Below are 26,858 nucleotides of genomic sequence, written 5' to 3'. Positions count from 1 at the left end.
AGGCACATTAAAAGGACAATCTGCGAGGATTGTCTTTTTGTTTTGGGCAAATTTTTTATCCAAAAAAGAAAACTGGATTATATAGAGGACGCGGGAAGCGAAGGAAATAAAAGCTGAGTCCACAATGCCCTTATAAAGAAAATAAACTCAAACAAAAATTTACAGTTTTTAAAAGAAATCACGTATAGACATACACCCAATTCTAAAACGCAACATAATATAATAAAGAGTATTCGAAAAATTGTATACAAATCAAACTTTGCGGGCAGAATGGATGTATGGAGGTGGAGGGATTGAGTTCATTTTTAGCACATAGTCAGCTTGAAGAAACATGTGTAATTTGTGAGAATCTAAAGCCAAAAGGCATACATCTATACTCTTCTTTTATTTGTACGGACTGTGAAAATGATTTGATTCAAACAGATACAAATGACCCAAAATATAAATATTTTCTTAAACAGCTTAAAAAAATAACAACTCCAGAAATATTTTCGTAACAAGTCCTTGAGGGGGCTTTATTTTTTTGCCATGGAAAAGGGATTGCCAGTCTGTTAGGCTCTATTAAACTAGTCTGTTGATTTCCGCTCCAGGCGCGAGCGGTTCGCGGGCGTGTTGGGGAGCATCCTCGTCGCTTCACTCCTGATGGGTCTCCCCTACCCCGTACTCCCGCAGGAGTCTTCGCGCCTTCCGCTCCAATCAACGTGCTTAGAGAATCAACAATGTTCTTTAACATAGCTTTTTGTTAAAATAGATGTGACTATGTAAAGGAAGTATATAAAAATGAACAAGCAAACAGAAACACCCCTATATCATGCCTTATTGGAACATCAAAGAAAGAATCCCATTTCCTTTCATGTACCTGGTCATAAAAATGGTCTTCTTAACCAGTCACCATTTTTTAAGCCAATCCTTCAGCTCGATGCTACTGAACTATCTGGTTTAGATGACTTGCACTCACCTGAAGAAGCTATCTTAAAGTCTGAAATCCTTTTAGCGAATCTGTATCAGGTAGAAAAAAGTTACTTTCTTGTAAATGGGTCGACTGTCGGCAACCTTGCGATGATCATGTCAGCAGGTTCAGAAGACGACACTATCCTCGTTCAAAGGAACTGTCATAAGTCTGTTTTAAATGCGTTAAAACTAACAAAGGCAAACCCTGTATTTTTAGAGCCGGAATATATTCAGGGATGGAACGTGGCTGGGGGAATTAGTGTTGAAACAGTAACCAAAGCCATCCACCAATACCCGAATGCCAAGGCGATTATAATAACGTATCCTAACTATTACGGACTAACCAGCGATATACAAGAAATTATTAACCAAGCCCATCTACATCATATGCCTGTATTAGTCGATGAAGCCCATGGCGCGCATTTTATCATCGGCAAACCCTTTCCGACTTCCGCAGCGCAAATGGGCGCAGACATTGTCGTTCAATCCGCCCATAAAACGTTGCCAGCGATGACGATGGGCTCATATTTACATTTTAATAGTAAATTTATTCATAGGAATAAGGTAAAGGAATATCTAGGAATGTTCCAGTCGAGTAGTCCGTCCTATCCAATCATGGCATCACTGGATCTCGCAAGAAATTATTTAGCCCAATATGACCAAAAGGACATATTATTTTTACAAAAAGAAATAAACCACTTTAAAGAGGAACTAGCAAAAATTCCCCAAATTAAAGTATTAGAGTTTCCAGAACATCATGGAGATATATTGAAAATTACCATTCAGTCCAGATGCGGATTAACGGGGTTTGAGATTCAAAAAAAATTAGAGGAACAATCCATCTTCACGGAGTTAGCAGATCCCTATAATGTTCTACTCATCCTGCCTTTATTAAAAGCAGGAGATAAATATCCTTTACGTGAAACAGTATCAAAAATAAGGACTATTTTAGGAAATCTATCGTATCAAGAATGGAGTGTACCGTATCAACCTGCTAACGACAGGATTTCCACCTTAGCCATTCCATATAAAGAAATGCCTGATTTAGCAGAGAGGGAAATACCTATAAATGATGTCATAGGAAAGGTTTGTGCCGAAACGATTATTCCTTATCCTCCTGGAATTCCATTGCTTTTAAAGGGAGAAATAGTGACAGCAGACAAGCTTAACCAGCTGAAAGCACTTTTAAAATCAGGGGCAAGGTTTCAAGGCGGCTCAGCCTTAAAAAAAGAGTTAATAAGAATTTTTTGTACACCTTAAGATTCATACAGTTTTGGAGGGTTTTATTTCAATGAACAAAGGAACGTTTATTACATTTGAGGGCCCGGATGGTGCGGGAAAGACTACAATCATCAGCATGGTTGCCAAAAAACTTAACCACGCCTTGTTAACACGAGAACCTGGCGGCATTGATATCGCGGAACAAATTCGAAGAGTTATTTTAGACAAAGAAAATACAGCTATGGATCCCCGGACAGAAGCTTTGCTCTATGCAGCAGCACGAAGACAACATTTAATAGAGAGAGTGAAACCGGCATTAGAAGCGGGAAGAGATGTCCTTTGCGACCGGTTTGTGGACAGCTCCCTTGCCTATCAAGGCTATGCAAGAGGGTTAGGTATTGACGAAGTATGGAGCATTAATCAATTTGCTATTGAAAATTTAATGCCAGCGTTAACGATCTATTTTGATATCGAGCCAGAGCAAGGGCTAAACCGTATCAATAAAAATAAAGGCCGTGAAATTAATCGATTAGATTTAGAAAATCTTGAATTTCACCACAAAGTGCGGGAGGGCTATCATCTTCTCATTGAACGTTTTCCCAAGCGCATTATAAAAATTAATGCTTCTGGAACAGTAGATGAAGTTTTTAAAGAGACCATCAAGATTGTTGAAGCAAAATTAACCGAAAAGTAGCCTTCTTGTTAAGGCTTTTTTTCATGGCTAAATATCCACTTAAAATAAATCTGCTATAATATAGATAAAGGGAACTAGAATCGGTTTAATAGAGGAGAGGATTGTTCGATGAAACTAATTATCGCTGTTGTACAAGACCAAGATAGCAACCGGTTATCAAAAGCATTAGTAGAGAATAATTTTAGAGCGACAAAACTAGCTAGTACAGGTGGATTTTTAAAATCAGGCAACACTACCTTCATGATTGGGACGGAAGATATTCGCGTCGACCGGGCTCTTCAGATTATTAAGGATAACTGCAGAGCGAGGGATCAGCTCGTTTCACCTGTGTCCCCAATGGGCGGAAACGCCGACTCCTATGTTCCATATCCTGTGGAAGTAGAGGTAGGCGGGGCAACCGTATTCGTTCTCCCTATTGAGCAATACATGCATTTTTAAAAAAAGTGAGTGATAAATGTGGTTAAAACATGGGATCAACTAGAAGAGCTGCAGCCAGCAGTTTTAAAAATGTTACAAAACAGCTTATTAAAAAATCGAGTGGCCCATGCATATCTTTTTGAGGGCATGAGAGGGACTGGGAAAAGAGAAATAGGACTACTCTTAACGAAGTCCCTTTTCTGCGAATCCATAACCAGCGGCTTTAAACCATGTGAAGAATGTAAAAATTGCCGCCGGATTAACCATGGCAATCATCCGGATGTTCATTTAATCGAGCCGGATGGGCTGTCAATTAAGGTGGACCAGATTAGAAACCTGCAAGTAGAGTTTTCAAAAAAAGGATTAGAATCCTTAAGGAAGGTTTACTTGATCGTCCATGCTGATAAAATGAGTAACAGCGCTTCGAATAGCTTATTAAAATTCCTTGAAGAACCCAATGCCGAGACGGTGGCCATATTACTAACCGAGCAGCCCCAGCAAATATTACCTACCATTCTTTCACGGTGCCAAACATTAACATTTCAACCATTATCACCGCAAGTGATGATAAAACAATTGGTGGAAAGCGGTGTGGATATGCTGAAGGCACCACTATTGGCCCAGTTGACCAATAGTATCGATGAAGCTATTGAATTAAATGCCAACGAATGGTTTGCACAAGCCCAAAAAATAATGTTAAAATTATATGAAGTGTTGAGAAAAAATCCACTTGAGGCGATGGTAACGCTTCAAAGTGATTGGTTCCCTCACTTTAAAGATAAAGAACAGATTCAACGTGGTTTAGATCTTTTACTTCTTATTTTTAAGGATTTACTATATATACAATTAGATAAGCAGGAGCAAATTGTTTTTAAAGGAGAAAGTGAGCGGTTAAAGCAATTTGCCTTGCAAACATCCGGCCGGCGCCTATCGGAACAAATGTCAGCTATCCTTGAATCAAAGAGGAAGCTTGCGGCTAATATGAATCCTCAGCTGATGATGGAACAGCTTGTGTTAAAATTGCAGGAGGGATCTTCATTTGTATGATGTTGTAGGAGTACGCTTTAAAAAGGCGGGGAAAATCTATTATTTTGATCCTGGAGACCTCTCAATCGAAAAAGATGATTTTGTCATTGTTGAAACGGTACGCGGCGTCGAATATGGAAGGGCTGTCATTCCCCGCAAACAGGTGGGGGAGCATGATGTTGTTCTGCCATTGAAAAAGGTCGTGAGAATCGCAGACCAAAAGGATCGAATGATTGTAGATGAAAATAAACAAGCAGCCCAGGAAGCCTATGAAGTATGTAATGAGAAAGTAAATGAACATCAACTGGATATGAAACTAGTCGATGTTGAATATACATTTGACCGTAATAAAATAATCTTTTATTTTACTGCTGATGGAAGAGTCGACTTTCGCGAGCTTGTGAAAGACTTAGCGGCTATTTTCCGGACGCGTATTGAATTGCGTCAGATTGGGGTCCGGGACGAAGCAAAGATGCTTGGAGGTATTGGACCTTGCGGCAGAATGCTTTGCTGTTCAACCTTTTTAGGTGACTTTGATCCCGTTTCCATCAAAATGGCGAAGGATCAAAATTTATCTTTAAATCCTACTAAAATTTCCGGTTTATGCGGTAGATTAATGTGCTGCTTAAAATATGAAAATGATGAATATGAATCTGCAAAAGAGCAGCTCCCTGATTTAGGAGAAGTCATTGAAACACCAATGGGTGCTGGAAAAGTAGTAGGATTAAATATATTAGAACGGGTACTTCAGGTAGAACTAAAGGAACAAGAACGGGTTCTGGAGTATACTTTGGATGAAATCATTAAAGAAGGTGCCTTTTCTATACAATCCACAGATTAAGAGGTGTGCACGTGGATAAAAAAGAGATATTTGAATCAGTCAGTAATATGGAAACACAAATTGGCCATCTTTACCAACAGCTAGGGGAATTGAAGCAGCATTTAGCCGAAATACTAGAAGAAAATCATTATTTAAAGCTTGAAAATGAACATCTAAGGCGCCGATTAGATGTTACCACGGAAGTAGAAAAGAAAGACACAGAGGTTAAAAAAGGGGCAGCTCAAACAGGGGCACCCGTCATGAAGCCGTTTGATGTTGGTGAGGGGTACGATAACCTCGCCCGTCTTTACCAAGAAGGCTTTCATATTTGCAACCTTCACTTTGGAAGCTTGCGGAAGGAAGGCGATTGTTTATTTTGCCTTTCCTTCCTTAATAAGAAATAGTTTAGCCTTCCTTCAACGGGGAGGCTATTTTCATATTAGGAGGACAAGATGGTAAATTTGAAAGATGATGAGCGGCTTGATTATTTACTTGCTGAGAATTTGAGGATTATTCAAAGCCCATCTGTTTTTGCCTTTTCCCTCGATGCCGTATTGCTGGCAAGGTTTGTGTATGTGCCCATTCAAAAAGGAAATTTAATTGATCTTTGCAGCGGCAATGGTGTAATTCCGTTATTTTTGAGCGCTCGTACAAGAGGGAAAATTACAGGAGTAGAAATTCAAGAGCGTCTATATGATATGGCGGTTAGAAGTGTTGAATATAACGGCCTTCAGGACCGGTTACACATGGTTCATGGTGATATTAAGGAGATGCCTAAACAATTAGGCTTTGGGAAATACGATGTTGTTACTTGCAATCCCCCATATTTTACGACACCATCTAAGGACGAAATCAATCCAAATGAGCATCTTGCCATTGCTCGCCATGAGATTTTCTGCACACTAGAAGATGCGATAAAAGCTTCCAGTCAATTAGTTCGTCAGGGGGGAAAAGTGGCTTTTGTCCATCGTCCGGGACGACTCCTTGATATGATTACGCTGATGCGCGCATATAGACTTGAGCCAAAGCGAATTCAGTTCGTGTACCCTAAACAAGGGAAGGAAGCCAACACACTTTTAGTGGAGGCAATCAAAGATGGCAGTCCAGATTTAAAAATTCTGCCGCCGCTGATGGTTTATAATGACCAGGATGAATACACTCCCGAAATCAGAGAGATTTTATATGGAGAATAGTGAACATTATTTTTATGTCTTAACTTGCAGGGATGGGAGCTTTTATGGCGGTTATACCAATAATCTTGAGCGCCGCCTAAAGCTTCATAACGAAGGAAAAGGGGCAAAATATACACGAGGAAGAGGGCCAGTTGAGTTGACTTTTTATAAAGGCTTTGACAATAAAAGTGATGCCCTTAGAGCGGAATATGATTTTAAAAGGTTAACACGAAAAAAGAAAATAGAGTTTTTAATGGAAGAAACGGGTGGTTATGATGTGGCAGCAGAAAAGCTTTGAGAATGAAGAACATAAAGGAATTCTTTATCTTGTTCCAACTCCAATAGGAAATTTGGAGGATATGAGCTTTCGGGCAGTCAGAATGTTAAAAGAAGCAGATTTGATTGCTGCAGAGGATACACGTAATACGAAAAAGCTTTGCAATTATTTTGAAATTGAAACGCCTGTTGTCAGCTATCACGAGCACAACAAAGAGACAAGCGGCGAAAAACTGATTCAAAGAATCAAAGAAGGTCAGAAAATAGCCCTTGTCAGTGATGCAGGGATGCCAACAATTTCTGATCCAGGTTTTGAGCTGGTCCAGGCTGCTGTTAACGACAAATTGACGGTTGTTCCTTTACCAGGAGCTAATGCAGCCTTAACATCCTTAATTGCCTCAGGAATTAGCTGTCAGCCTTTTTACTTTTATGGGTTTCTAGGACGGGGGAAAAAAGAAAAGCGCCAAGAACTAGAGGGTTTAAAGAAACAAACGGCAACCATTATTTTTTACGAATCGCCCCACCGTCTGAAAGAAACATTGGCGATTATGCTTGAAATTCTAGGGGATCGAAAAATTGCCTTGTGCCGTGAACTGACAAAGAAGTTTGAAGAATTTATTCGCGGGACCATCCAAGAAGCAATTGAATGGGCAAATCAAGATGAAATTCGCGGGGAATTTTGTTTGATTGTCGAGGGATCAACTGGTGAGGAAGAGGAAGAATCCAGCTGGTGGGATCTACTAACTATTGAGGAACATGTTAATCACTATATTTCTGTAAAAAACATGGCTTCCAAAGAAGCGATCAAGCAAACAGCAAAGGACCGGAGCATGAATAAGCGCGAAGTTTATCAGGCTTATCATATTGAGTAAATTAAAAGCTCCAGAACCAATAAGGGTCTGGAGCCATTTATGTTAATGTGGAATGTTGATTTTCTCTTATATCTCTTATTTTGCTAATGTAAAGCTGTTTTGAATTTCTTGAAGTAATTGTTCTGCACCTTCACGGCTAAGAATTAATTTTCCGCCTGCTAGTGCTAAATTATCATCAGAAACTTCGCCAGTTACTTGGCAAGTCATGTTTGGCTTGTACTTTTTAAGGATGATGCGATCATCATCAACATAAATTTCAAGAGCATCCTTTTCAGCGATTCCAAGAGTACGTCTTAGTTCAATCGGAATAACTACGCGACCTAATTCATCAACTTTACGAACAATACCAGTAGATTTCATTTTATAATCTCCTCTCACTCATAAAAAAAGTATAATATCTATTCTACAATTCGTCATTATTCGACAAATTTCTCTTACATTCATAATACCAGCCATTCCCATATTCGTCAATAATTTTTATTTTGAAAAGTAATAGAAAATTTTTCCTTACGTGACGATTGTTGATTTAAAAGGGTTTTACTTAATATTCTTACATTTATACACCGTTTTTAATATTATCGTAGTGTAAATACACACTCTTTTATATCGATATATAATTCGACAAATATCTACAATTTTATCTTGTAACCAACATAAATTTCGATAGCACTCTGCTTTTTATGGGTGTAATAGGAAAATATTTTAAAAACTTGGAAGTGAATGAAAGGAGCTTTCTTGCACAAATGTCCAAATTTCGGTATATTTTGAGGATAGAAGAGGGAAAAAAGAGGCAATAATGGTCAGTAGGGATTACGATTGCCTGCCGAATTAGGAGGAGTAAAAATGGAGGAAAAATTAAAGACTTTTTACCTAACCACACCGATTTATTACCCAAGTGGAAATTTACATATTGGTCATGCTTATACCACGGTTGCTGGTGATGCAATGGCACGCTATAAGCGGATGCGCGGCTATGATGTTAGGTATCTAACAGGAACAGATGAGCATGGGCAAAAAATTCAGCGCAAAGCGGAAGAAGCGGGGATTACTCCGCAGCAGTATGTAGACGGAATGGCGGAAGAAATTAAAGTACTTTGGAATAAACTTGATATTTCCTATGATGATTTTATCAGGACAACAGAAGAAAGACATAAGCAAATTGTCCAAAAGATTTTTGCGAGATTGCTTGAACAGGGAGATATTTATCTCGATGAATATGAAGGCTGGTATTGCACACCTTGCGAATCGTTTTTTACTGACCGGCAGTTAGTGGATGGAAATTGCCCTGATTGCGGCCGTCCAGTTGAAAAGGTAAGGGAGGAATCTTACTTTTTTAGAATGAGCAAATATGCCGACCGACTTTTGCAGTATTACGAAGAGAATCCTGAGTTCATCCAGCCTGAATCTCGTAAAAATGAAATGATTAATAACTTTATAAAGCCTGGATTAGAGGACTTAGCGGTTTCAAGAACTACGTTTGATTGGGGGATTAAAGTTCCGGGTGATCCAAAGCATGTAATCTATGTTTGGATTGATGCTCTTTCTAACTATATTACGGCATTAGGTTACGGCACAGAAAACGATGCGAATTATTTGAATTACTGGCCTGCCGATGTTCATTTGGTAGGGAAGGAGATTGTTCGTTTCCACACGATTTACTGGCCAATTATGCTTATGGCTTTGGATGTTCCGCTGCCTAAAAAGGTATTTGCGCACGGCTGGCTGTTAATGAAGGATGGAAAAATGTCCAAATCAAAGGGGAATGTCGTTGACCCAGTTACCTTAATTGACCGCTATGGCCTTGATGCACTGCGTTATTATTTATTAAGAGAAGTACCATTTGGTTCTGATGGTGTGTTTACACCGGAAGGATTTGTCGAAAGAATTAACTTTGATTTAGCCAATGACCTTGGAAATCTGTTAAATCGTACGGTTGCGATGATTGAAAAATATTTTGCAGGGGTTATTCCAACCTATACAGGTTTTGTCAGTGAATTTGATGATTCCTTGCTTCAAGTAAATCGTGATACGGTTGCAAAATACGAAGAAGCGATGGAGAAAATGGAATTTTCCGTTGCCTTAACATCCATTTGGCAATTAGTCAGCCGAACCAATAAATATATCGATGAAACGCAGCCATGGACGCTAGCTAAAGATGAGGGTAAAAAAGAGGATCTGGCTAGTGTAATGGTTCATTTGGCAGAATCACTACGCCGAACAGCGATTCTTTTAAAACCGTTTTTAACACGTACCCCAGAAGGGATTTTCAAACAGTTAGGAATAGAAGACGATGCTCTTAAAGCATGGGATAGTCTTGGGAATTTCGGAATGATTCCTAGCGGTACAAAGGTGGCCAAGGATGCTCCGCTTTTCCCTAGGCTCGAAATTGCGGAAGAAGTGGAATTCATCAAGGCAAAGATGCAAGGCGGAGCTCCAGAGGCTGCGGAGGAAAAGAAAGAGGAAAAACCTGAAGAAATCGATGAGATCGCCATTGATGATTTCATGAAGATTGACCTCCGCGTTGCAGAAGTCATCCAAGCAGAGCCGATTAAAAAAGCAGATAAGCTGCTGAAGCTTCAGCTTGACCTTGGTTATGAAAAGCGCCAGGTTGTATCGGGAATTGCCCAGTACTATAAGCCTGAAGAATTAGTAGGGCGTAAAGTTATTTGTATAACTAATTTAAAACCAGTTAAATTACGTGGTGAATTATCACAAGGAATGATTTTAGCAGGTTCTAAAGATGGCCAGTTATCGCTTGCCACCGTAGACCAAACGCTTCCAAATGGATCGAAAGTAAAATAAAAATAATGGGAAATGTTCCACGTGAAACAAATTTCGTGGCATTTCCCTTTTTTCATTTCATTTATGACAAAGATATTTTTTTCAAAAATTTAACCTAATGTAAAAAGGAGATTGTTCCATGTTATTCGACACACACGCACATTTAAATGCAGAACAATATAACGAAGATTTACAGGAAGTGATTGAAAGAGCGCAAGCTGAGGGAGTTAGCAATATGGTTGTTGTCGGTTTTGATAGACCGACGATCGAAAAAGCGATGGAATTAGCGGAAAGCTATGAGTTTATCTATGCCTGTGTTGGCTGGCATCCCGTTGACGCCATTGATATGACGGATGGGGATTTAGCTTGGATTGAGGAATTATCTCAGCATCCTAAGGTTGTTGCTATTGGGGAAATGGGCTTGGACTATCATTGGGACAAGTCTCCAAAAGACATTCAGAAGGAAGTTTTCCGCAAGCAAATCAGATTAGCCAAAAAAGTGAAGCTGCCTATTGTTATCCACAATCGGGAGGCAACGGCTGATATTGTTGAAATTTTAAAAGAGGAAGGGGCAGAGGAAGTAGGGGGGATTATGCATTGCTTTAGTGGGAGTCCAGAGGTGGCAAAAGAATGCGTAAAGATGAACTTCTACATATCACTCGGAGGTCCTGTAACCTTTAAAAATGCAAAAAAGCCGAAGGAAGTAGCGGCTGAAATTCCTTTAGATAAATTATTAATTGAAACCGATTGCCCATATTTAGCTCCACATCCATATCGAGGTAAGAGGAATGAACCGAGTTATGTAAAGCTCGTCGCAGAAGAAATTGCCGAAATAAAGGGGATTTCTTTAGAGGAAGTGGCCGAAGTAACGACACGAAATGCTAAAAAATTATTCGCCATAAAATGATAAGACAATTTGTCGAATGGGCAAGAAGCTTGTCTTAATTTTTTCTGATAACAAAAAGTTCTACACGTCTCCTTTTCAACATAGGATTACCGTGTCGATAAGTTTTCCTTTGCAATTTTCTCAATATTATGCATAATTAAAAATACGTTCACAGCGTAAGCAAGGGTTGACAGCCGACAGCATGGTTCTCAATAATCTCTCCAAGAAAAGGAGGCGTTTTTCATCGTATTCAAAAACATGAAAAACCTGAATTTCATGTCTTTGAGCGGGAGAAATTTGACCATTGCTTTTGCTAGTTTTGTAGTTTTGTTAACAACTCTTGGCATTCTTTTTTTCGAAGGATCAAAGAAAACTGTTGCAATTACTCTTAATGGCGAGCAAAAGGTCGTTAACACACATGCAGATACCGTCAAAGAGTTATTTGATGAACTGGATGTATCACTTCGCTCACAAGACTACCTATCTCCAAAGGCAAATGCAAAGGTGAGGGACCACCTTAATGTCGTTTGGAAGCAGGCGAAACAGGTTACTATTGTGAAGGACAACGAGAAAAAAACGATTTGGACAACAGCCGGGAATGTGGCTGAGCTCTTAAAGGAGCAGAAAATTGTTTTGAACGCTCATGATCAAATCTCACCAAAACCGCAAGCGACAATCAAAAACAAGCTGACGGTTGGCATTGAAAAAGCCTTAAATCTTACTTTAGTTGACAACGGAAAATCACAACAAGTTTGGACCACTTCGACTACGGTCGCTGACTTTTTGAAGCAGCAGGGAATCAAGCTAAATACATTAGACCGAGTTGAACCAACACTAACAGAAAAAATGAAAGAGAATGGTGTTGTTAACGTCATCAGAGTAGAAAAAGTCACCGATGTAGTGGAAGAACCTGTTGAATTTGCTGTTGTTACAAAGAAAGATGAAAGCTTAGCAAAAGGGAAAGAGAAGACATTATCAGCAGGTAAACAAGGCCGCGTTTCAAAGCAATTCGAAGTTTTACTTGAAAATGGCAAGGAAGTTTCAAGAAAATTATTAAGCGAGCAGATGATTTCAGAGAAACAGGATAAAGTTGTGGCTGTCGGAACGAAGGATTTGTCTATGCAAGTTTCCCGTGGCGCAGATGAAACGGGAACAGAGTTTTATGTTACTGCAACCGCCTATACAGCGAATTGTAATGGCTGTTCAGGGCGTACTGCAACAGGTCTTAATCTCCGTGCTAATCCAAATATGAAAGTCATTGCCGTTGATCCGAGGATTATTCCGCTCGGAACGAAGGTTTTTGTCGAAGGCTATGGCTATGCTGTTGCAGCTGACACCGGTGGGGCGATAAAAGGTTATATCATTGATGTTTTTGTGCCGTCTAATTCCGATGCATACCGCTGGGGACGTAAAAAGGTAAAGATAAAGATTTTAAATTAATTTTTTTGGGGTGCAGAGGGTCCTTTCCTCTGCATTTTTACTTTTTCTTCAAAGTTATTTATACTTTAGCTTATGAATGTGTTTGATAATATAGACGATGGACATTACAAAAATGTTTCAGTTTTTTTTCAATTATTTTTAATTTTTTTGGAGGAAGAATGAAGATACGAGAAATCATTGTCGTAGAAGGCAAGGATGATACGACTGCCATAAAAAGAGCAATAGATGCAGATACGATCGAAACAAATGGTTCTGCAGTAAATCAAGCTACCATTGAAAAAGTAAAGCGTGCTCAAGAAACAAGAGGCGTCATCATTTTTACAGATCCCGACTTTCCTGGGGAAAAGATCAGGAAGACAATTGCTGAAAACGTCCCAGGGTGCAAGCATGCCTTTTTACCAAAAGAAGCAGCCATTGCGAAAGGCGGTAAAGGTGTCGGAGTTGAGCATGCCAAGCCAGAAGCTATACGAGAGGCATTGAAGGATGCACAAACCATGCATGAAACGATTTCAGAAGAGATTTCCCAAGAGGATTTAATTACTGCCGGACTTGTTGGTGGTGAAGGTTCAAAGGAACGGAGGATCTTACTGGGAAAGCTGTTAAAAATAGGCTATACAAATGGAAAACAGCTGCATAAGCGCTTAATGATGTTTCAAATAAGCAAACTGGAATTTGCAGAGGCACTTGCTGTTGTTAGGCTGGAGGAAAAAAATGAATAAAGATATTGCAACACCCGTAAGAACAAAGGCGATTCTGGAGAAATACGGTTTTTCATTTAAGAAAAGCCTAGGCCAGAATTTCTTAATTGATACCAATATATTAAAAAAAATCGTTAGTTTTGCTGATTTAACGGAAGAATCCGGAGCGATTGAGATTGGGCCGGGGATTGGAGCCTTGACAGAGCAGCTTGCCCGCTCGGCTCAGAAGGTTGTAGCCTTCGAGATTGACCAAAGATTGCTGCCTATTTTAGCTGATACCCTTTCGCCGTATCCGAATGTCAGCATCATTCATAATGACGTATTAGAGGCAGATGTCGGAACTGTAATGGCTGAACAGTTTGCCGGACTTACCGATGTTATGGTTGTGGCGAATTTACCTTATTATGTGACGACACCTATTATCATGAAGTTGCTCGAGGAACATCTGCCAATCCGCGGTATTGTCTGTATGCTCCAAAAAGAGGTAGCAGATCGGATTTCCGCTAAGCCAGGGACAAAGGATTATGGATCCCTTTCTATTGCTGTTCAGTACTATACAGAGGCTGAGACGGTGATGATTGTACCTAAAACGGTATTTGTACCCCAGCCAAATGTTGATTCAGCGGTAATTAGGCTGATTAAGCGGGAAAGCCCGGCTGTCAGCGTCAAGGATGAGGATTTCTTTTTCCAAGTGACAAAGGCAAGCTTTGCGCAAAGGAGAAAAACTTTGTTGAATAATTTGACGAGCCAGCTGCCGGATGGGAAACAGAAGAAAGAGTTAATTCTTGCGGCACTAGCAGCCGGTGGCATTGAACCATCACGAAGAGGCGAGACCCTCTCTTTAGAGGAATTTGGCCGCTTAAGTGACGAACTATATCCATACTTTCACTAGACCTTGTTCCAAGGTCTTTTTATTTTTTTCACAAGGACAAATATCCCTGCATAGCCTATGAGAGAACTTTATTACTACTTGAAAGGCCTTTTTTGCTGGTCTAATTGGAGTGACGGCAGTGGATATAAAATTAATGGATATTGTCGGCAGACGATCGTACAACTGTGATATTCTTTTTCGTGTTATCGATATTAGAAAAATAAATGACCAGAAATTTGCGATCCTTTACGGGGAAGATTTCCGCATCGTAGCAGATGCTCCATATAATGATTTGGTTGTCATCAATCAAACTGAAAGATTAAAACTCACTAAGGAATACCGAACTCTTGAAGAACAGTCACTTAGACTTTTTACGCAGGATGTAGATTTATTGAAACAGAGACAAGAATATGATGCAACAGGTGGGTATGTAAAACCAAGCAATTATTTTCAGATTCCTGGCAGGGTCCTACACTTAGATGGAGATCCCTCCTATCTAAAAAAATGTATGACCTTATATGAAAAAATTGGAGTCCCTGTTTTAGGCATCCATTGCAACGAGAAGGAAATGCCTGAGAAAATTGGTGAATTAATGGATTACTATCGTCCAGATATCCTTGTCATCACAGGACATGACGCCTACTCGAAGGCGAAGGGAAAAATGACTGATATTAACGCCTATCGGCATTCCAAGCACTTCGTTCAAACAGTAAGAGAAGCACGAAGGAAAGTTCCACATCTGGATCAGTTGGTCATTTTTGCGGGTGCCTGTCAATCACATTTCGAATCGTTAATTCATGCAGGTGCAAACTACGCCAGCTCACCAGCAAGGATCAATATACACGCACTTGATCCGGTCTATATCGTGGCAAAAATAAGCTTTACCCCGTTTATGGAAAGAATCAATGTTTGGGATGTACTGCGCAATACGTTAACAGGAGAAAAGGGGTTGGGAGGCATCGAAACAAAAGGTGTATTAAGGACAGGAATGCCATATAGACCAATCCAGGATGAGGATGATGAAGAAGATCAAGATATAGAGAAAATATAAGCCTTTAGACCCTGAGGCTTATTTTTTTTATAAAGTGCACATATTCCCTTGACATTAAGGTAACGATAGAAATGTTGAAATTTAGAAGAAAAAGTAGAAGAAAAAATATTGACAAACTTTTTGTCGGACTGATATAATTTATATTTTTGTTTGACAGGACTATGTCAGTGTGTTATACTTTACATAGTGAGGTGGACCGAATGCCAAAAACCTTAGCCGATATTAAAAAGGCTCTTGACACAAATCTAGGGAAAAGATTATTGCTAAAAGCAAACGGAGGACGTAGAAAGACGATTGAACGTTCCGGCGTTTTAGCTGAGACTTACCCATCTGTTTTTGTGATTGAATTAGATCAGGACGAAAATTCGTTTGAACGTGTTTCATACAGCTATGCAGATGTTTTAACGGAAACCGTTCAAATTACATTCTACGATGAAACAGCAGGACATGTAGCTTTAAGCTAGAATATAAGTGATGAGGGGCAGTAAACAAATGTTTACTGCTTTTTGCTTTAATTAAAACCCAATATTTACTCATACTAAGAATGCTGTAGTAGGAAAGGGGTTGTTTAGATGGGCAGAAGAAAAGGGATTATGTCGAACCAATTTAAAGAAGAACTTGCGAAAGATCTTGGTTTTTATGATGTCGTCCAAAAAGACGGCTGGGGGGGCATCCGGGCAAAGGACGCAGGGAATATGGTAAAACGCGCCATAGAACTTGCAGAAGCACAGCTGGCTGGCCGAGGCCGTCAGTCTTAAATCCATACAAATGCACTTCCGCTTGTAATTTAAACGAATTACTTACTACAGCAGGGTCAGGGGGGTTTTTCCCCTCTGGCCTTTAATTTTCACTATATAGCCTAATGCGCTTGTGTACTACTAGTCATTTTGTGGTAAAATAGGACAAAATGTGGATTCCGGAAAAAAGAAAAGCGGAAGCACCTTGTTCAGGGGCGACAAGCATAAGACGAGCCGGCTTGGAAGGTTGCTCTTTAACCTTCTCGACGGATTGGCTTATGACCTCGAGCCCCTAGGCGCTGTAGCTGGACAATATAGAAGTAGGTGGACTTATTGAAGCTTTTAGTCAAGGCACCGGCCAAGATCAATTTAGCATTAGATGTTTTACATAAACGGCCAGATGGCTATCATGAGGTTGAAATGATAATGACCACGATTGATTTGGCTGATCGGGTGGAACTGACTTTATTAAATCAAGATCAAATACATATTCTTTCCCATAATCGATACGTACCGGATGATCAGCGAAACTTAGCCTATCAAGCGGCGCAGTTGCTAAAGACTCGTTTCCAAGTAAAAAAAGGTGTATTGATTGCTATTGAAAAAACGATTCCTGTGGCAGCTGGACTTGCAGGTGGGAGCAGTGATGCGGCAGCGACGTTAAGAGGGCTTAATAAGCTCTGGGACCTAGGGCTATCATTAGATGAGTTAGCAGAGCTCGGCAGTGAGATTGGTTCAGATGTGTCCTTTTGTGTCTATGGCGGTACAGCCTTAGCGAAAGGCAGAGGAGAAATGATTACAGAACTGCAGCCGCCGCCAACCTGCTGGGTAATTCTTGCAAAACCTTTTATTGGGGTTTCAACGGCTGAAGTCTATCGACGCTTAGATATCAATGGTATGAGCCATCCAAATATTGGACAAATGATCGAAGCGATTAACAGTCATGATTATCAACGGGTTTGCCAAAACCTAGGGAATGTTTTAGAAGAGGTTACTTTGAATCTCCACCCCGAGGTAGCGCAAATAAAAGAGCAAATGAAACGATTTGGTGCCGATGCTGTTTTAATGAGCGGAAGTGGGCCGACTGTTTTTGGAATTGTGCAGCATGATTCAAGGATGCACCGAATTTACAACGGTCTTAGAGGATTCTGTGACCAAGTATTCGCAGTTAGAATGCTGGGAGAACGGCACTCGCTTGATTAAATACGTACAATAATGATATCCTCTAATTAGAATATTCGGCTTTTGGGGGTTTGTTATGAAATTTCGCCGCAGTGAACGTTTGATTGATATGACTCATTATTTACTGGACCATCCTCGCCAGTTAGTACCGCTCACGTATTTTGCCGAGCGCTATGCATCTGCTAAGTCTTCTATCAGTGAGGATTTAGCAATCGTCAAAGAAACCTTTGAACAAAGAGGAATTGGAACGCTGCAAACCGTGCCTGGAGCCGCTGGCGGTGTTAAATTTATTGTCAAAGTAAGCAAAGAAAAAGCACAGCCTTTTGTGGATGAACTTTGTGCATTAATTGCTAAACCTGATCGGCTTTTGCCGGGTGGATATTTATATTTAACTGATATTTTAGGAAACCCATCGATTGTGCAAAAAGCCGGACGGATTATTGCCTCTGCCTATGCTGATGCTAAAATTGATGTGGTGATGACGGTTGCTACAAAAGGAATCCCGCTTGCGTACGCCGTGGCGAGCCAATTGAATGTCCCCGTTGTGATTGTCAGAAGAGACAGTAAAGTAACTGAGGGACCAACCGTCAGCATTAATTATGTGTCTGGTTCTGCAAAGCGAATCCAAACCATGGTTCTGTCCAAGCGAAGCATGCAGCAGGGATCACGGGTTTTGATTGTCGATGATTTTATGAAGGCAGGCGGTACCGTCATGGGTATGATCAGCATCATCGAGGAATTCAATTCCCATGTTGCCGGTATCGCGGTATTAGTAGAAGCAGAAAAAATACAAGAGCGCTTAGTTGATGAATACATTTCGCTTGTTCAACTATCGAATGTGGACGTAAAAGAAAAGAAGATCAATGTTCAGGTAGGCAACTATTTTAAAAACTTGGGGGAGATCGTATGAAAGTAGTTCAAACAAATCAAGCACCAGCTGCTATCGGACCATATTCACAAGGAATCATAGTTAACAATCTTTTCTACAGCTCAGGACAAATTCCGCTTACAGCTGAAGGTACATTGGTGACTGGGGATGTCAAAGAACAAACACATCAGGTATTTCGTAATTTACAGGCCGTTCTTGAGGAAGCTGGAGCATCCTTTGAAACAGTCGTAAAAGCTACTGTATTTATTAAAAATATGGACGAATTTTCGGCGGTTAACGAAGTATATGGAGAATATTTCTCCACTCATAAACCAGCACGTTCCTGTGTAGAAGTTGCCCGGCTGCCAAAAGATGTTTTAGTAGAGATTGAAGTAGTAGCGCTCGTGAAGTAAACGGGCGTTTTTTTTTATGTTTTTACATAAGTTCACAAATTTGTCCTATTTTTTTAAAAAAATTTTGAAAATAAAGAAGGAATAAACAAATTAATTGTTGAATTTATTTAACTAGCTTTTTATCTTTAGGAAAAGGGTGTGAGCACATGGAAGTAACTGACGTAAGATTACGCCGGGTTAATACGGATGGAAGAATGAGAGCGATTGCATCAATCACATTGGATAACGAATTTGTTGTTCATGACATTCGTGTTATCGACGGAAATAACGGTTTATTTGTAGCTATGCCAAGTAAACGTACTCCAGATGGAGAATTTCGTGACATTGCGCATCCAATCAATTCAGGAACACGCGGTAAAATCCAAGAAGCTGTATTGGCTGAGTACCACCGATTAGGTGAATTGGAAGTAGAATTTGAAGAAGCCGGAGCTTCCTAAGGATCTTTACAACTAGGGCCTTTCTTCTAAGTAAGGCTCTTTTTTATTGTGTTATCCCACCCCGAAAGAAACCTCCGCCTCTTCACACTAAAAAAACTCAAAATTACAACAATAGACACATATCTTTCATTCCTTGAAATGAGTTCCCATTTACGTTAATATTTTTAATGGATAAAAAGGTTAAATTGGAGGACTGTTCATGCCCAATCGCTATGCTGTGATTTTAGCCGCAGGACAAGGAACGCGGATGAAATCTAAGCTATATAAAGTGTTACACCCTGTTTGTGGTAAACCTATGGTCGAGCACGTTGTTGACCAAGTAACGAAGCTTAATATCCAGGAAATGGTCACTATCATTGGACATGGAGCTGAGTTGGTGAAAGCACAGTTAGGAGATAGGAGTCATTATGCACTCCAGGAACAACAGCTAGGTACTGCCCATGCTGTTATGCAGGCTGCTGTCAATCTCGAAGGAAAAGATGGAGTCACGATCGTTGTTTGTGGTGATACCCCGTTAATTAAATCTGAAACCATGGAGTCACTTTTTCAACACCATGAAAAATTAGGTGCTAAAGCGACGATTCTTACAGCGAAAATTGATGACCCAACAGGGTACGGACGCATCATTCGCAATGAAAATGGTCTTGTTGAAAAAATTGTCGAGCATAAAGATGCCACTGAAGAAGAGCGAAAAGTAAATGAAATCAATACAGGAACATACTGTTTTGACAATGCTGCTCTATTCGAAGCATTAAAAAATGTTTCTAATGACAATGTACAAGGAGAATACTATTTACCAGATGTTATTGAAATCCTGAAAAAACAGGGCGAAGTCGTCACTGCCTATCAAACCAAGACAATCGAAGAAACATTAGGCGTGAATGATCGGGTAGCCTTATCAGAAGCAGAGGGAATAATGCGCGCGCGCATTAATGAAGCCCATATGCGCAATGGGGTAACGATTATTGACCCAACTAACACCTATATTGGAACTGATGTTAAAATCGGTCAGGATACGGTGATCTACCCAGGATCAATTGTTACGGGAAAAACCATTATCGGTGCTGAATGTCAAATTGGACCAAACTCCGAAATTGATGCATGTGAAATTGGAAACGAAACGGTCATACGTCAATCGGCTGCCTTTAAAAGCTCGATCGGTTCCCATGTTAATATTGGACCATTCGCCCACATCCGCCCTGATTCAAATATTGATGATGATGTGAAAATTGGAAACTTCGTCGAAATTAAAAAGGCTGTATTCGGAAAAGGAAGCAAGGCGTCACACTTAAGCTATATCGGTGATGCTGAAGTCGGCAGTGATGTGAATATTGGCTGCGGCTCCATTACTGTGAATTACGATGGAAAAAATAAATATTTAACCAAAATTGAAGATGGAGTCTTTATCGGCTGTAACTCCAATCTTGTTGCCCCAGTCACTATTGGAAAGGGCGCGTATGTAGCTGCTGGTTCTACGATTACAAACGACGTACCCGGCGAAGCTTTATCCATTGCCCGTGCAAAACAAGTGAATAAAGAAAATTACGTTTCAAAGTTTAACTTAAAGAAATAAGCGAATGATCTTAGGAGGGCCCTCATGTCAAATCAATATTTAGATCCAAACTTAAAGGTATTCAGTTTAAATTCCAATCTTCCGCTTGCTATGGAAATTGCCAAAGTCATCGGTGTTGAACTTGGGAAAAGCTCCGTAACAAGATTCAGTGATGGCGAAATTCAAATCAATATCGAAGAAAGTATCCGCGGCTGCGATGTGTATGTTATTCAGTCGACCAGTTCTCCAGTTAATGAAAATATCATGGAATTGTTAATCATGATTGATGCCCTAAAAAGAGCTTCTGCTAAGACGATTAACGTTGTTATGCCTTATTATGGATATGCGCGTCAGGATCGTAAAGCACGTGCCCGTGAGCCGATTACAGCAAAATTAGTGGCAAATCTGCTTGAAACGGCCGGTGCAACACGTGTTATCTGTCTTGATTTACATGCTCCGCAGATCCAAGGATTCTTTGAGATTCCAACTGACCATCTAATGGGTGTGCCGATTTTGGCAGATTATTTTAAGAAGAGGGAATTTAGTGGCGACGTGGTCATTGTTTCTCCTGACCATGGCGGTGTAACTAGAGCAAGGAAAATGGCTGAGCGTCTGAAGGCACCAATTGCCATCATTGATAAGCGTCGTCCAAGACCAAATGTGGCTGAAGTAATGAACATTGTCGGTAATATTGAAGGTAAAATCGCCATTTTAATCGATGATATTATTGACACAGCTGGAACGATTACGCTTGCGGCTAACGCTTTGATAGAGAACGGGGCATCTGAAGTATATGCGTGTTGTACCCATCCTGTACTTTCAGGTCCTGCGATTGAAAGAATTCAAAATTCTAAAATCAAAGAATTAGTTATAACTAACTCTATTGAGCTTCCAGAAGAGAAAAAGACAGATAAAATTAATATTTTGTCTGTAGCACCTCTAATGGGAGAAGCGATTATTCGCGTACATGAGGAACAGTCTGTAAGTACCTTATTTGATTAATAAGCTTTAGTTAGGATCTGACTCCTGAGTCAGGTCCTTCTTAATAAAAAAATGTTTAAACCTTCCTATTTTGGGGCAATTTTATATAGTATCTAAATTAGGAAGGTGACGATTCATGAGTACGGTTTTACAGGCAAAACAGCGGACGGAACTCCGTCATTCAGCATTACGAAAAATCAGGGATAATGGGAACATTCCAGCTGTCATCTATGGTGCGAAAGTGGAAAGCAAACCAGTATATATCAGTTCTGCTGATTTAACGAAGACGATTCGGGCAGTCGGCCGTAATGGGGTCATTTCTCTTGATGTCGAGGGAAGTAAACAAGATGTGATCCTAACTGATTACCAAGAAGATTTTATTAAAAAAGAAATCCTTCATGTTGATTTTTTAGCGGTAGATAAATCTTCAAAATTAAGTGTCAATGTAAGATTGGTTCTTGTAGGCGAAGCAATGGGCGTAAAGGATGGCGGCGTCCTTCAGCAGCCGCTTCATGAAATTTCCATTACAACGACACCTGATAATATCCCACAGCAGATCGAAGTCGATATTGAAAACCTGCAGGTAGGCGAAAACATAACGGTTGGTGATATTCCATCGGCAGGTGCCTTTAGTATCAATCATGAAGACAGTGAGGTTGTCGCCTCCATCCTTCCTCCTAAGGTCGAAGAAGAAATAGATGCAGGTGAGCAGCAAGAAGGCGGCCACCCAGACAATGAAGAAGGCAGAGAAACGACGCCAGTAGGCAATGAATAGAAACAAAGACGTAACCTATTTTGGTTACGTCTTTATCGCATTTCCATAGGAAATATATTATATTATGGGAGATAACTATGTTTCGAAATTTTTTTAAAAGGTTGGCTAAACCAAAAGAGGAGGGACCGCCTATGAAATTGATTGTTGGTTTAGGAAACCCGGGGAAACAATATGACAAAACAAGGCACAACATCGGCTTTGAAGTGATTGATGCCTTATCAAACCAGATGAATATTCCGCTCAATCAATCTAAATTTAAAGGACTTTATGGGATGGGTTTCTGTAAAGGGGAAAAGGTCATTTTATTAAAACCACTTACCTATATGAATTTATCTGGTGAGTCAATAAGGGCCGTAATGGATTATTACCAAATAGAGTTAGAGGACCTGCTAGTCATATATGATGATCTCGATTTGCCTGTCGGTAAAATCAGACTTCGTCAAAAGGGGAGTCCAGGTGGACATAACGGGATTAAATCAACCGTTGCCCATCTTGGTACGCAGCAGTTTAATCGGATTCGAATTGGGATTGACCGGCCAGTGTCAGGAATGAGCGTTCCAGATTATGTTTTAGGACGTTTTCGACCGGATGAATTCGCTTTGACTCAAGAGGCTGTGAAAAAAAGTTCTGAGGCCTGTGAGGTATGGCTGGAGAAGCCTTTCCTGCAGGTGATGAATGAATATAATCAGTAAGTATTCATGAGACAGGCTAAAATGTCATACAATAAAGTGCATAAGAAACTAGTTGAATAAGTTCCTCCTATCGGGTTAATACTAGAAAGGAATTGTAGATTAGGGAGGGACAGGCGTGGCCATCCATTACCATTGTCGTCATTGTGGTACAAACCTTGGTTCCATTGAAAAAGCATCAATACACTCAGAATCCCTTGGTCTTCATAAACTAACGGATCAGGAAAGACAGGAAATGGTTGCTTATGATTCATCTGGAGATATTCGTATTTCGGCCATCTGTGAAGACTGTCAGGAAGCTCTAGAGCGGAATCCAGACTACCACCAATACGATTACCTTATTCATTAACCAGCTTTGGATGCGACTCCAAAGCGTTTTTCTATTTATATTTTTATACTATTATACTTTGATAAATGTTTGGCTTGGGCGCAGGGTCAAGGCGCTTACGCTTTTCGTAGAAGGGAGGAGAAACCTTGAACGGTTTAAAGTCATTATTCCTTAAGCAAGAAGACGTGCTTTCCATTATTGCAGGCGTTGAAGGAGGGCTTAGGGAACAGCTGATTGCTGGATTATCAGGTTCAACTAGAACGGTCCTTACGGCATCGGTCTATAAGAAAATGAAAAGGCCGATTATGCTCGTCACCCACAATCTATTACAAGCCCAAAAACTCTATGATGATATTGTAAATCTATTAAGTGATAAAGAGGTGTTCCTCTTTCCAGCCAATGAGTTAATTGCGGCTGAAATGAGTATTGCCAGTCCCGAATTAAAGGCGCAGCGTATTGAAGCCTTAAATCACTGGAGTATGCACCAGCATGGTATATTAATTGTCCCTATTTCTGGTTTGAAGAAGATGCTTCCTCCTAAATCTTTATGGATGGAATACCAACTGTCCTTAAAAGTAGGTGATGATTTAGATATTGATAAAATATTCCATACATTTATCAAGATGGGCTATGTCCGGGCTGAAATGGTGACGACCCCAGGGGAATTCAGCGTAAGAGGGGGCATTATCGATATCTATCCGCTTACTGAAACAAACCCGCTCCGAATTGAATTATTCGATACAGAGGTAGATTCAATCCGTTATTTCTCTTTAGAAGATCAAAGATCTAAAGAAAAGGTTTCAGAAATTTTGATTGGACCGGCAACGGAAGTATTGCTAGAGGCTGAAGATTATAGCCGTATCATTTCCAAGCTTGAAGACGGTTTAGCAAAAAGTCTCAAAAAATTAAAAGATGATAAGGCCAAAATTCAGTTGTCACAAAATATCAGTTTTGAACTGGAGCAATTAAAAAATGGCCATAAGCCCGATCAAGTCTTTAAATACCTATCGCTGGCATACGACAGGCCTAATAGTTTACTAGACTATCTTCCGCGCCATGGATTGGTTTTTATTGATGAAATCAGCAGAGTCCAAGAAATGAATGACTCCCTTGTAAAAGAAGAGGCAGAATGGTATACCTCTTTGCTAAGTGAAGGTCAGATCATCCATGACTTACATATCTCCCATGATTTACAGGCGCTTCTCCAGAAAAAGGAACTTCCAATCCTGTATATGTCCCTGTTTTTACGGCATGTAGCCAATACAAGCCCGCAAAATATTATCAATATTTCCTGCAAACAGATGCAAAATTTCCATGGACAAATGCATGTGTTAAAGGCCGAGATTGAACGATGGAAAAAAGGCAATTATTCTATTTTATTTTTAGGGCCGGATGAAGAGCGTGTTAAAAAGCTCGAGCGTGTATTAGAGGATTATGAAATTGACGCTAGCATTATAAAAGGTGATCAACAGCTCCTGCCGGGAAAAGTTCAAATTATGAGAGGCAACCTGCAAGCAGGTTTCGAACTGTCTATCCAAAAAATTGCCGTGATCACTGAAGAAGAGCTATTTAATAAACGAGTGAAGAAGTCTGTCAGCCGTCAAAAGCTTTCAAACGCGGAAAGAATTAAAAGTTACTCAGAGCTGCGAATTGGCGATTATGTGGTCCACGTTAATCACGGAATCGGTAAGTATTTAGGGATTGAAACACTTGTTATTAACGGTATTCATAAGGATTATCTTCACATTCGCTATCAGGGAACGGATAAGCTTTATGTTCCGGTTGAACAAATTGACCTTGTAATGAAGTATGTTGGTTCAGAAGGAAAAGAGCCAAAAATTTATAAACTCGGCGGCACTGATTGGAAAAAGGTCAAGAAAAAAGTCCAGTCATCTGTTGAAGATATCGCGGACGATTTAATCAAGCTTTATGCAGAGCGGGAAGCAGCGGTAGGCTATGCGTTCACACCTGATGGTGATATGCAACGCGAATTTGAAACATCGTTTGCCTATCAAGAAACAGATGACCAATTGCGATCGATTCATGAAATTAAAAAGGATATGGAGAGGCCGCGGCCAATGGACCGTTTATTGTGCGGCGATGTTGGTTATGGAAAAACAGAGGTAGCAATTCGTGCGGCATTTAAAGCAATTGCAGACGGAAAGCAAGTCGCTTTTCTTGTGCCCACCACGATTTTGGCACAACAGCATTTTGAAACAATGAGAGAGAGATTTCAAGATTATCCGATTAATATTGGTCTGTTGAGCCGCTTCCGTTCAAAAAAACAACAAACAGAAACGACCAAAGGCCTAAAGGCAGGGACCATTGATATTGTCGTTGGAACCCACCGTTTGCTGTCAAAAGACATTGTTTATCGTGATTTAGGTCTGTTAATCATCGATGAAGAACAAAGGTTTGGTGTCACTCACAAAGAAAAGATTAAGAAGTTAAAAACGAATGTTGATGTGCTGACGCTTACAGCAACGCCGATTCCAAGGACGCTGCATATGTCAATGCTCGGCGTCCGCGATTTATCAGTCATTGAAACACCGCCAGAGAATCGCTTCCCGGTGCAGACCTATGTGATGGAATACAATGGATCCCTCGTCCGGGAGGCAATCGAAAGAGAACTAGCCCGCGACGGACAAGTCTACTTTTTATACAACCGAGTGGAGGACATTGAGCGGAAAGCAGAAGAAATTTCCATGCTGGTTCCAGATGCACGGGTGACCTATGCCCATGGACAGATGACGGAAAATGAATTGGAATCGGTGATGATTAGTTTCTTGGCCGGTGAGTTTGATGTGCTTGTTAGTACGACCATCATTGAAACCGGGGTCGATATTCCGAATGTGAATACACTTATTGTTTTTGATGCCGACCGTATGGGACTATCACAGCTTTATCAGCTGCGCGGCCGTGTCGGAAGGTCTAATCGCGTTGCCTATGCGTATTTTACGTACCGTAAGGATAAAGTTTTAACAGAGGTGGCTGAAAAACGTCTACAAGCCATCAAGGAATTTACCGAACTGGGTTCAGGCTTTAAAATCGCCATGCGTGATTTATCCATCCGAGGCGCCGGCAATTTATTAGGGGCCCAGCAGCACGGATTTATCGATTCCGTTGGGTTTGATCTATATTCGCAAATGCTGAAGGAAGCGATTGAAGAGCGGAAAGGTGACCTTGTTTCTGCAGAGGTAAAAACAAACGTGGAAATCGATCTCGAAATTGATGCGTATATTCCGGACTCCTATATTAAGGATGGACATCAAAAAATTGAAATGTATAAGCGCTTTAGAGGAGCGGGTGCGCTCGAGGATATAGAAGAGCTGCAATCGGAAATGCTAGACCGTTTTGGCGAATATCCTGATGAGGTGTCTTACCTTTTCCAAATCGCAGAAATGAAGGTTTTTGGTACACTTAGCGGTGTCGAGCAAATAAAGCAATTGAAACAGGATGTTACGATCTTAATCAATGAGAAGGTTACCAATACGATAGATGGCAGCAAGTTGTTTAAAATCGCCACCAAGTATGGCCGGAATGTTACACCGGGAATGGAAGGGCAAAAGCTGAAAATTGTCATCAAAACAAAAGAATACGAAACATCAGAATGGCTTAATATTGCTTTTGAAATGATCAAAGCGATACCAACTGCTAAACGAGAGCAGGGAAATCCCGTGAATTAAAACTCGATTTGGAAAAATTGCCTGTAAATGTGAA

General features: G+C 40.3%; 29 protein-coding genes. 28 read left to right on the top strand and 1 reads right to left on the bottom strand.

The window, feature by feature from the left end; translation table 11 throughout:
* The first annotated feature begins 278 nt into the window (after positions 1–278).
* The 10 genes from ABES02_RS13195 (at position 279) to rsmI (ending at position 7,449) form a co-directional block, all read left to right on the top strand.
* Positions 279–497 (top strand): sigma factor G inhibitor Gin, encoded by a 219-nt coding sequence (locus ABES02_RS13195; protein ID WP_430135336.1) that lies wholly within the window; start codon positions 279–281, stop codon positions 495–497.
* Between the two features lie 283 nt (positions 498–780).
* Positions 781–2,211, top strand: coding sequence for an aminotransferase class I/II-fold pyridoxal phosphate-dependent enzyme (locus ABES02_RS13190; protein ID WP_430135333.1), 1,431 nt, complete (start codon positions 781–783; stop codon positions 2,209–2,211).
* Positions 2,212–2,242: 31 nt separating this feature from the next.
* Positions 2,243–2,866: a dTMP kinase gene (tmk, locus tag ABES02_RS13185; protein WP_430135331.1), complete on the top strand. Its 624-nt coding sequence runs from the start codon at positions 2,243–2,245 to the stop codon at positions 2,864–2,866.
* A 108-nt stretch (positions 2,867–2,974) separates the two neighbouring features.
* Complete coding sequence (locus tag ABES02_RS13180) at positions 2,975–3,304, top strand: cyclic-di-AMP receptor (protein WP_223596413.1); 330 nt, start codon at positions 2,975–2,977, stop codon at positions 3,302–3,304.
* A gap of 18 nt (positions 3,305–3,322) precedes the next feature.
* Entirely contained in the window at positions 3,323–4,330 is a 1,008-nt protein-coding gene (gene holB, locus ABES02_RS13175; protein WP_430135328.1) for a DNA polymerase III subunit delta', read from the top strand.
* Entirely contained in the window at positions 4,323–5,150 is an 828-nt protein-coding gene (locus tag ABES02_RS13170) for a PSP1 domain-containing protein (RefSeq protein WP_430135325.1), read from the top strand. Before holB ends, ABES02_RS13170 begins: the two co-directional genes overlap by 8 nt.
* 11 nt (positions 5,151–5,161) lie before the next feature.
* On the top strand, positions 5,162–5,533 hold the full coding sequence (gene yabA, locus ABES02_RS13165; RefSeq protein ID WP_430135322.1) for a DNA replication initiation control protein YabA: 372 nt from the start codon (positions 5,162–5,164) through the stop codon (positions 5,531–5,533).
* A gap of 48 nt (positions 5,534–5,581) precedes the next feature.
* Complete coding sequence (locus ABES02_RS13160) at positions 5,582–6,322, top strand: tRNA1(Val) (adenine(37)-N6)-methyltransferase (RefSeq protein ID WP_430135320.1); 741 nt, start codon at positions 5,582–5,584, stop codon at positions 6,320–6,322.
* Complete coding sequence (locus tag ABES02_RS13155) at positions 6,312–6,599, top strand: GIY-YIG nuclease family protein (RefSeq protein ID WP_430135317.1); 288 nt, start codon at positions 6,312–6,314, stop codon at positions 6,597–6,599. The genes ABES02_RS13160 and ABES02_RS13155 overlap by 11 nt, the downstream gene beginning before the upstream one ends.
* The gene (gene rsmI, locus ABES02_RS13150) at positions 6,577–7,449 is read left to right on the top strand and encodes a 16S rRNA (cytidine(1402)-2'-O)-methyltransferase (RefSeq protein WP_430135314.1); all 873 of its coding nucleotides are present in this window, start codon (positions 6,577–6,579) and stop codon (positions 7,447–7,449) included. Before ABES02_RS13155 ends, rsmI begins: the two co-directional genes overlap by 23 nt.
* Positions 7,450–7,524: 75 nt before the next feature.
* Here rsmI and ABES02_RS13145 read toward each other — a convergent pair whose 3' ends face one another.
* A complete protein-coding gene (locus ABES02_RS13145; protein ID WP_430135311.1) occupies positions 7,525–7,809 on the bottom strand; it encodes an AbrB/MazE/SpoVT family DNA-binding domain-containing protein in 285 nt (94 codons plus the stop codon).
* 483 nt (positions 7,810–8,292) lie between these two features.
* Between ABES02_RS13145 and metG the strand changes: the two genes are divergently transcribed.
* From metG to mfd, 18 genes are all read left to right on the top strand, one after another.
* Positions 8,293–10,251, top strand: coding sequence for a methionine--tRNA ligase (metG, locus tag ABES02_RS13140; RefSeq protein WP_430135308.1), 1,959 nt, complete (start codon positions 8,293–8,295; stop codon positions 10,249–10,251).
* 118 nt (positions 10,252–10,369) lie between these two features.
* Positions 10,370–11,137 (top strand): TatD family hydrolase, encoded by a 768-nt coding sequence (locus tag ABES02_RS13135; RefSeq protein WP_430135305.1) that lies wholly within the window; start codon positions 10,370–10,372, stop codon positions 11,135–11,137.
* 237 nt (positions 11,138–11,374) lie between these two features.
* Complete coding sequence (locus ABES02_RS13130) at positions 11,375–12,556, top strand: ubiquitin-like domain-containing protein (protein ID WP_430135302.1); 1,182 nt, start codon at positions 11,375–11,377, stop codon at positions 12,554–12,556.
* Positions 12,557–12,714: 158 nt separating this feature from the next.
* Positions 12,715–13,275 carry a ribonuclease M5 gene (gene rnmV, locus ABES02_RS13125; RefSeq protein WP_430135299.1) on the top strand — a complete coding sequence of 187 codons (561 nt, stop codon included), beginning with the start codon at positions 12,715–12,717 and terminating at the stop codon, positions 13,273–13,275.
* On the top strand, positions 13,268–14,146 hold the full coding sequence (rsmA, locus tag ABES02_RS13120; RefSeq protein WP_430135296.1) for a 16S rRNA (adenine(1518)-N(6)/adenine(1519)-N(6))-dimethyltransferase RsmA: 879 nt from the start codon (positions 13,268–13,270) through the stop codon (positions 14,144–14,146). Before rnmV ends, rsmA begins: the two co-directional genes overlap by 8 nt.
* A 118-nt stretch (positions 14,147–14,264) precedes the next feature.
* Positions 14,265–15,176 carry a sporulation peptidase YabG gene (gene yabG, locus ABES02_RS13115; RefSeq protein WP_430135293.1) on the top strand — a complete coding sequence of 304 codons (912 nt, stop codon included), beginning with the start codon at positions 14,265–14,267 and terminating at the stop codon, positions 15,174–15,176.
* Positions 15,177–15,376: 200 nt separating this feature from the next.
* Positions 15,377–15,640, top strand: coding sequence for a biofilm formation stimulator Veg (gene veg, locus ABES02_RS13110; protein ID WP_430135291.1), 264 nt, complete (start codon positions 15,377–15,379; stop codon positions 15,638–15,640).
* A 108-nt stretch (positions 15,641–15,748) separates the two neighbouring features.
* A complete protein-coding gene (locus tag ABES02_RS13105) occupies positions 15,749–15,934 on the top strand; it encodes a small, acid-soluble spore protein, alpha/beta type (RefSeq protein WP_430135290.1) in 186 nt (61 codons plus the stop codon).
* A gap of 312 nt (positions 15,935–16,246) precedes the next feature.
* Positions 16,247–17,116, top strand: a complete 870-nt coding sequence (ispE, locus tag ABES02_RS13100) for a 4-(cytidine 5'-diphospho)-2-C-methyl-D-erythritol kinase (protein WP_430135288.1) — start codon at positions 16,247–16,249, stop codon at positions 17,114–17,116.
* 55 nt (positions 17,117–17,171) lie between these two features.
* Positions 17,172–18,005, top strand: coding sequence for a pur operon repressor (purR, locus tag ABES02_RS13095; RefSeq protein WP_430135285.1), 834 nt, complete (start codon positions 17,172–17,174; stop codon positions 18,003–18,005).
* Positions 18,002–18,376: a 2-iminobutanoate/2-iminopropanoate deaminase gene (gene ridA, locus ABES02_RS13090; protein WP_430135283.1), complete on the top strand. Its 375-nt coding sequence runs from the start codon at positions 18,002–18,004 to the stop codon at positions 18,374–18,376. Before purR ends, ridA begins: the two co-directional genes overlap by 4 nt.
* 146 nt (positions 18,377–18,522) lie before the next feature.
* A complete protein-coding gene (spoVG, locus tag ABES02_RS13085; protein WP_003347151.1) occupies positions 18,523–18,813 on the top strand; it encodes a septation regulator SpoVG in 291 nt (96 codons plus the stop codon).
* A gap of 199 nt (positions 18,814–19,012) precedes the next feature.
* A complete protein-coding gene (gene glmU, locus ABES02_RS13080) occupies positions 19,013–20,386 on the top strand; it encodes a bifunctional UDP-N-acetylglucosamine diphosphorylase/glucosamine-1-phosphate N-acetyltransferase GlmU (RefSeq protein WP_430135281.1) in 1,374 nt (457 codons plus the stop codon).
* A gap of 24 nt (positions 20,387–20,410) precedes the next feature.
* Complete coding sequence (locus ABES02_RS13075) at positions 20,411–21,367, top strand: ribose-phosphate diphosphokinase (protein WP_430135278.1); 957 nt, start codon at positions 20,411–20,413, stop codon at positions 21,365–21,367.
* A 115-nt stretch (positions 21,368–21,482) separates the two neighbouring features.
* Positions 21,483–22,121, top strand: coding sequence for a 50S ribosomal protein L25/general stress protein Ctc (locus tag ABES02_RS13070; RefSeq protein ID WP_430135275.1), 639 nt, complete (start codon positions 21,483–21,485; stop codon positions 22,119–22,121).
* Between the two features lie 131 nt (positions 22,122–22,252).
* A complete protein-coding gene (gene pth / locus ABES02_RS13065) occupies positions 22,253–22,813 on the top strand; it encodes an aminoacyl-tRNA hydrolase (protein ID WP_430135273.1) in 561 nt (186 codons plus the stop codon).
* 115 nt (positions 22,814–22,928) lie between these two features.
* A complete protein-coding gene (locus ABES02_RS13060; protein WP_430135271.1) occupies positions 22,929–23,159 on the top strand; it encodes an anti-sigma-F factor Fin family protein in 231 nt (76 codons plus the stop codon).
* A 125-nt stretch (positions 23,160–23,284) separates the two neighbouring features.
* Entirely contained in the window at positions 23,285–26,824 is a 3,540-nt protein-coding gene (mfd, locus tag ABES02_RS13055; RefSeq protein WP_430135269.1) for a transcription-repair coupling factor, read from the top strand.
* Positions 26,825–26,858: the final 34 nt, after the last annotated feature.

The sequence above is a fragment of the Neobacillus pocheonensis genome (assembly GCF_050477905.1).
In the GTDB taxonomy this organism is placed as follows: domain Bacteria; phylum Bacillota; class Bacilli; order Bacillales; family Cytobacillaceae; genus Neobacillus; species Neobacillus pocheonensis_A.
The sequence above is the reverse complement of the archived record's forward strand: the minus strand, read 5'-3'. Positions and strand labels throughout refer to the sequence as shown.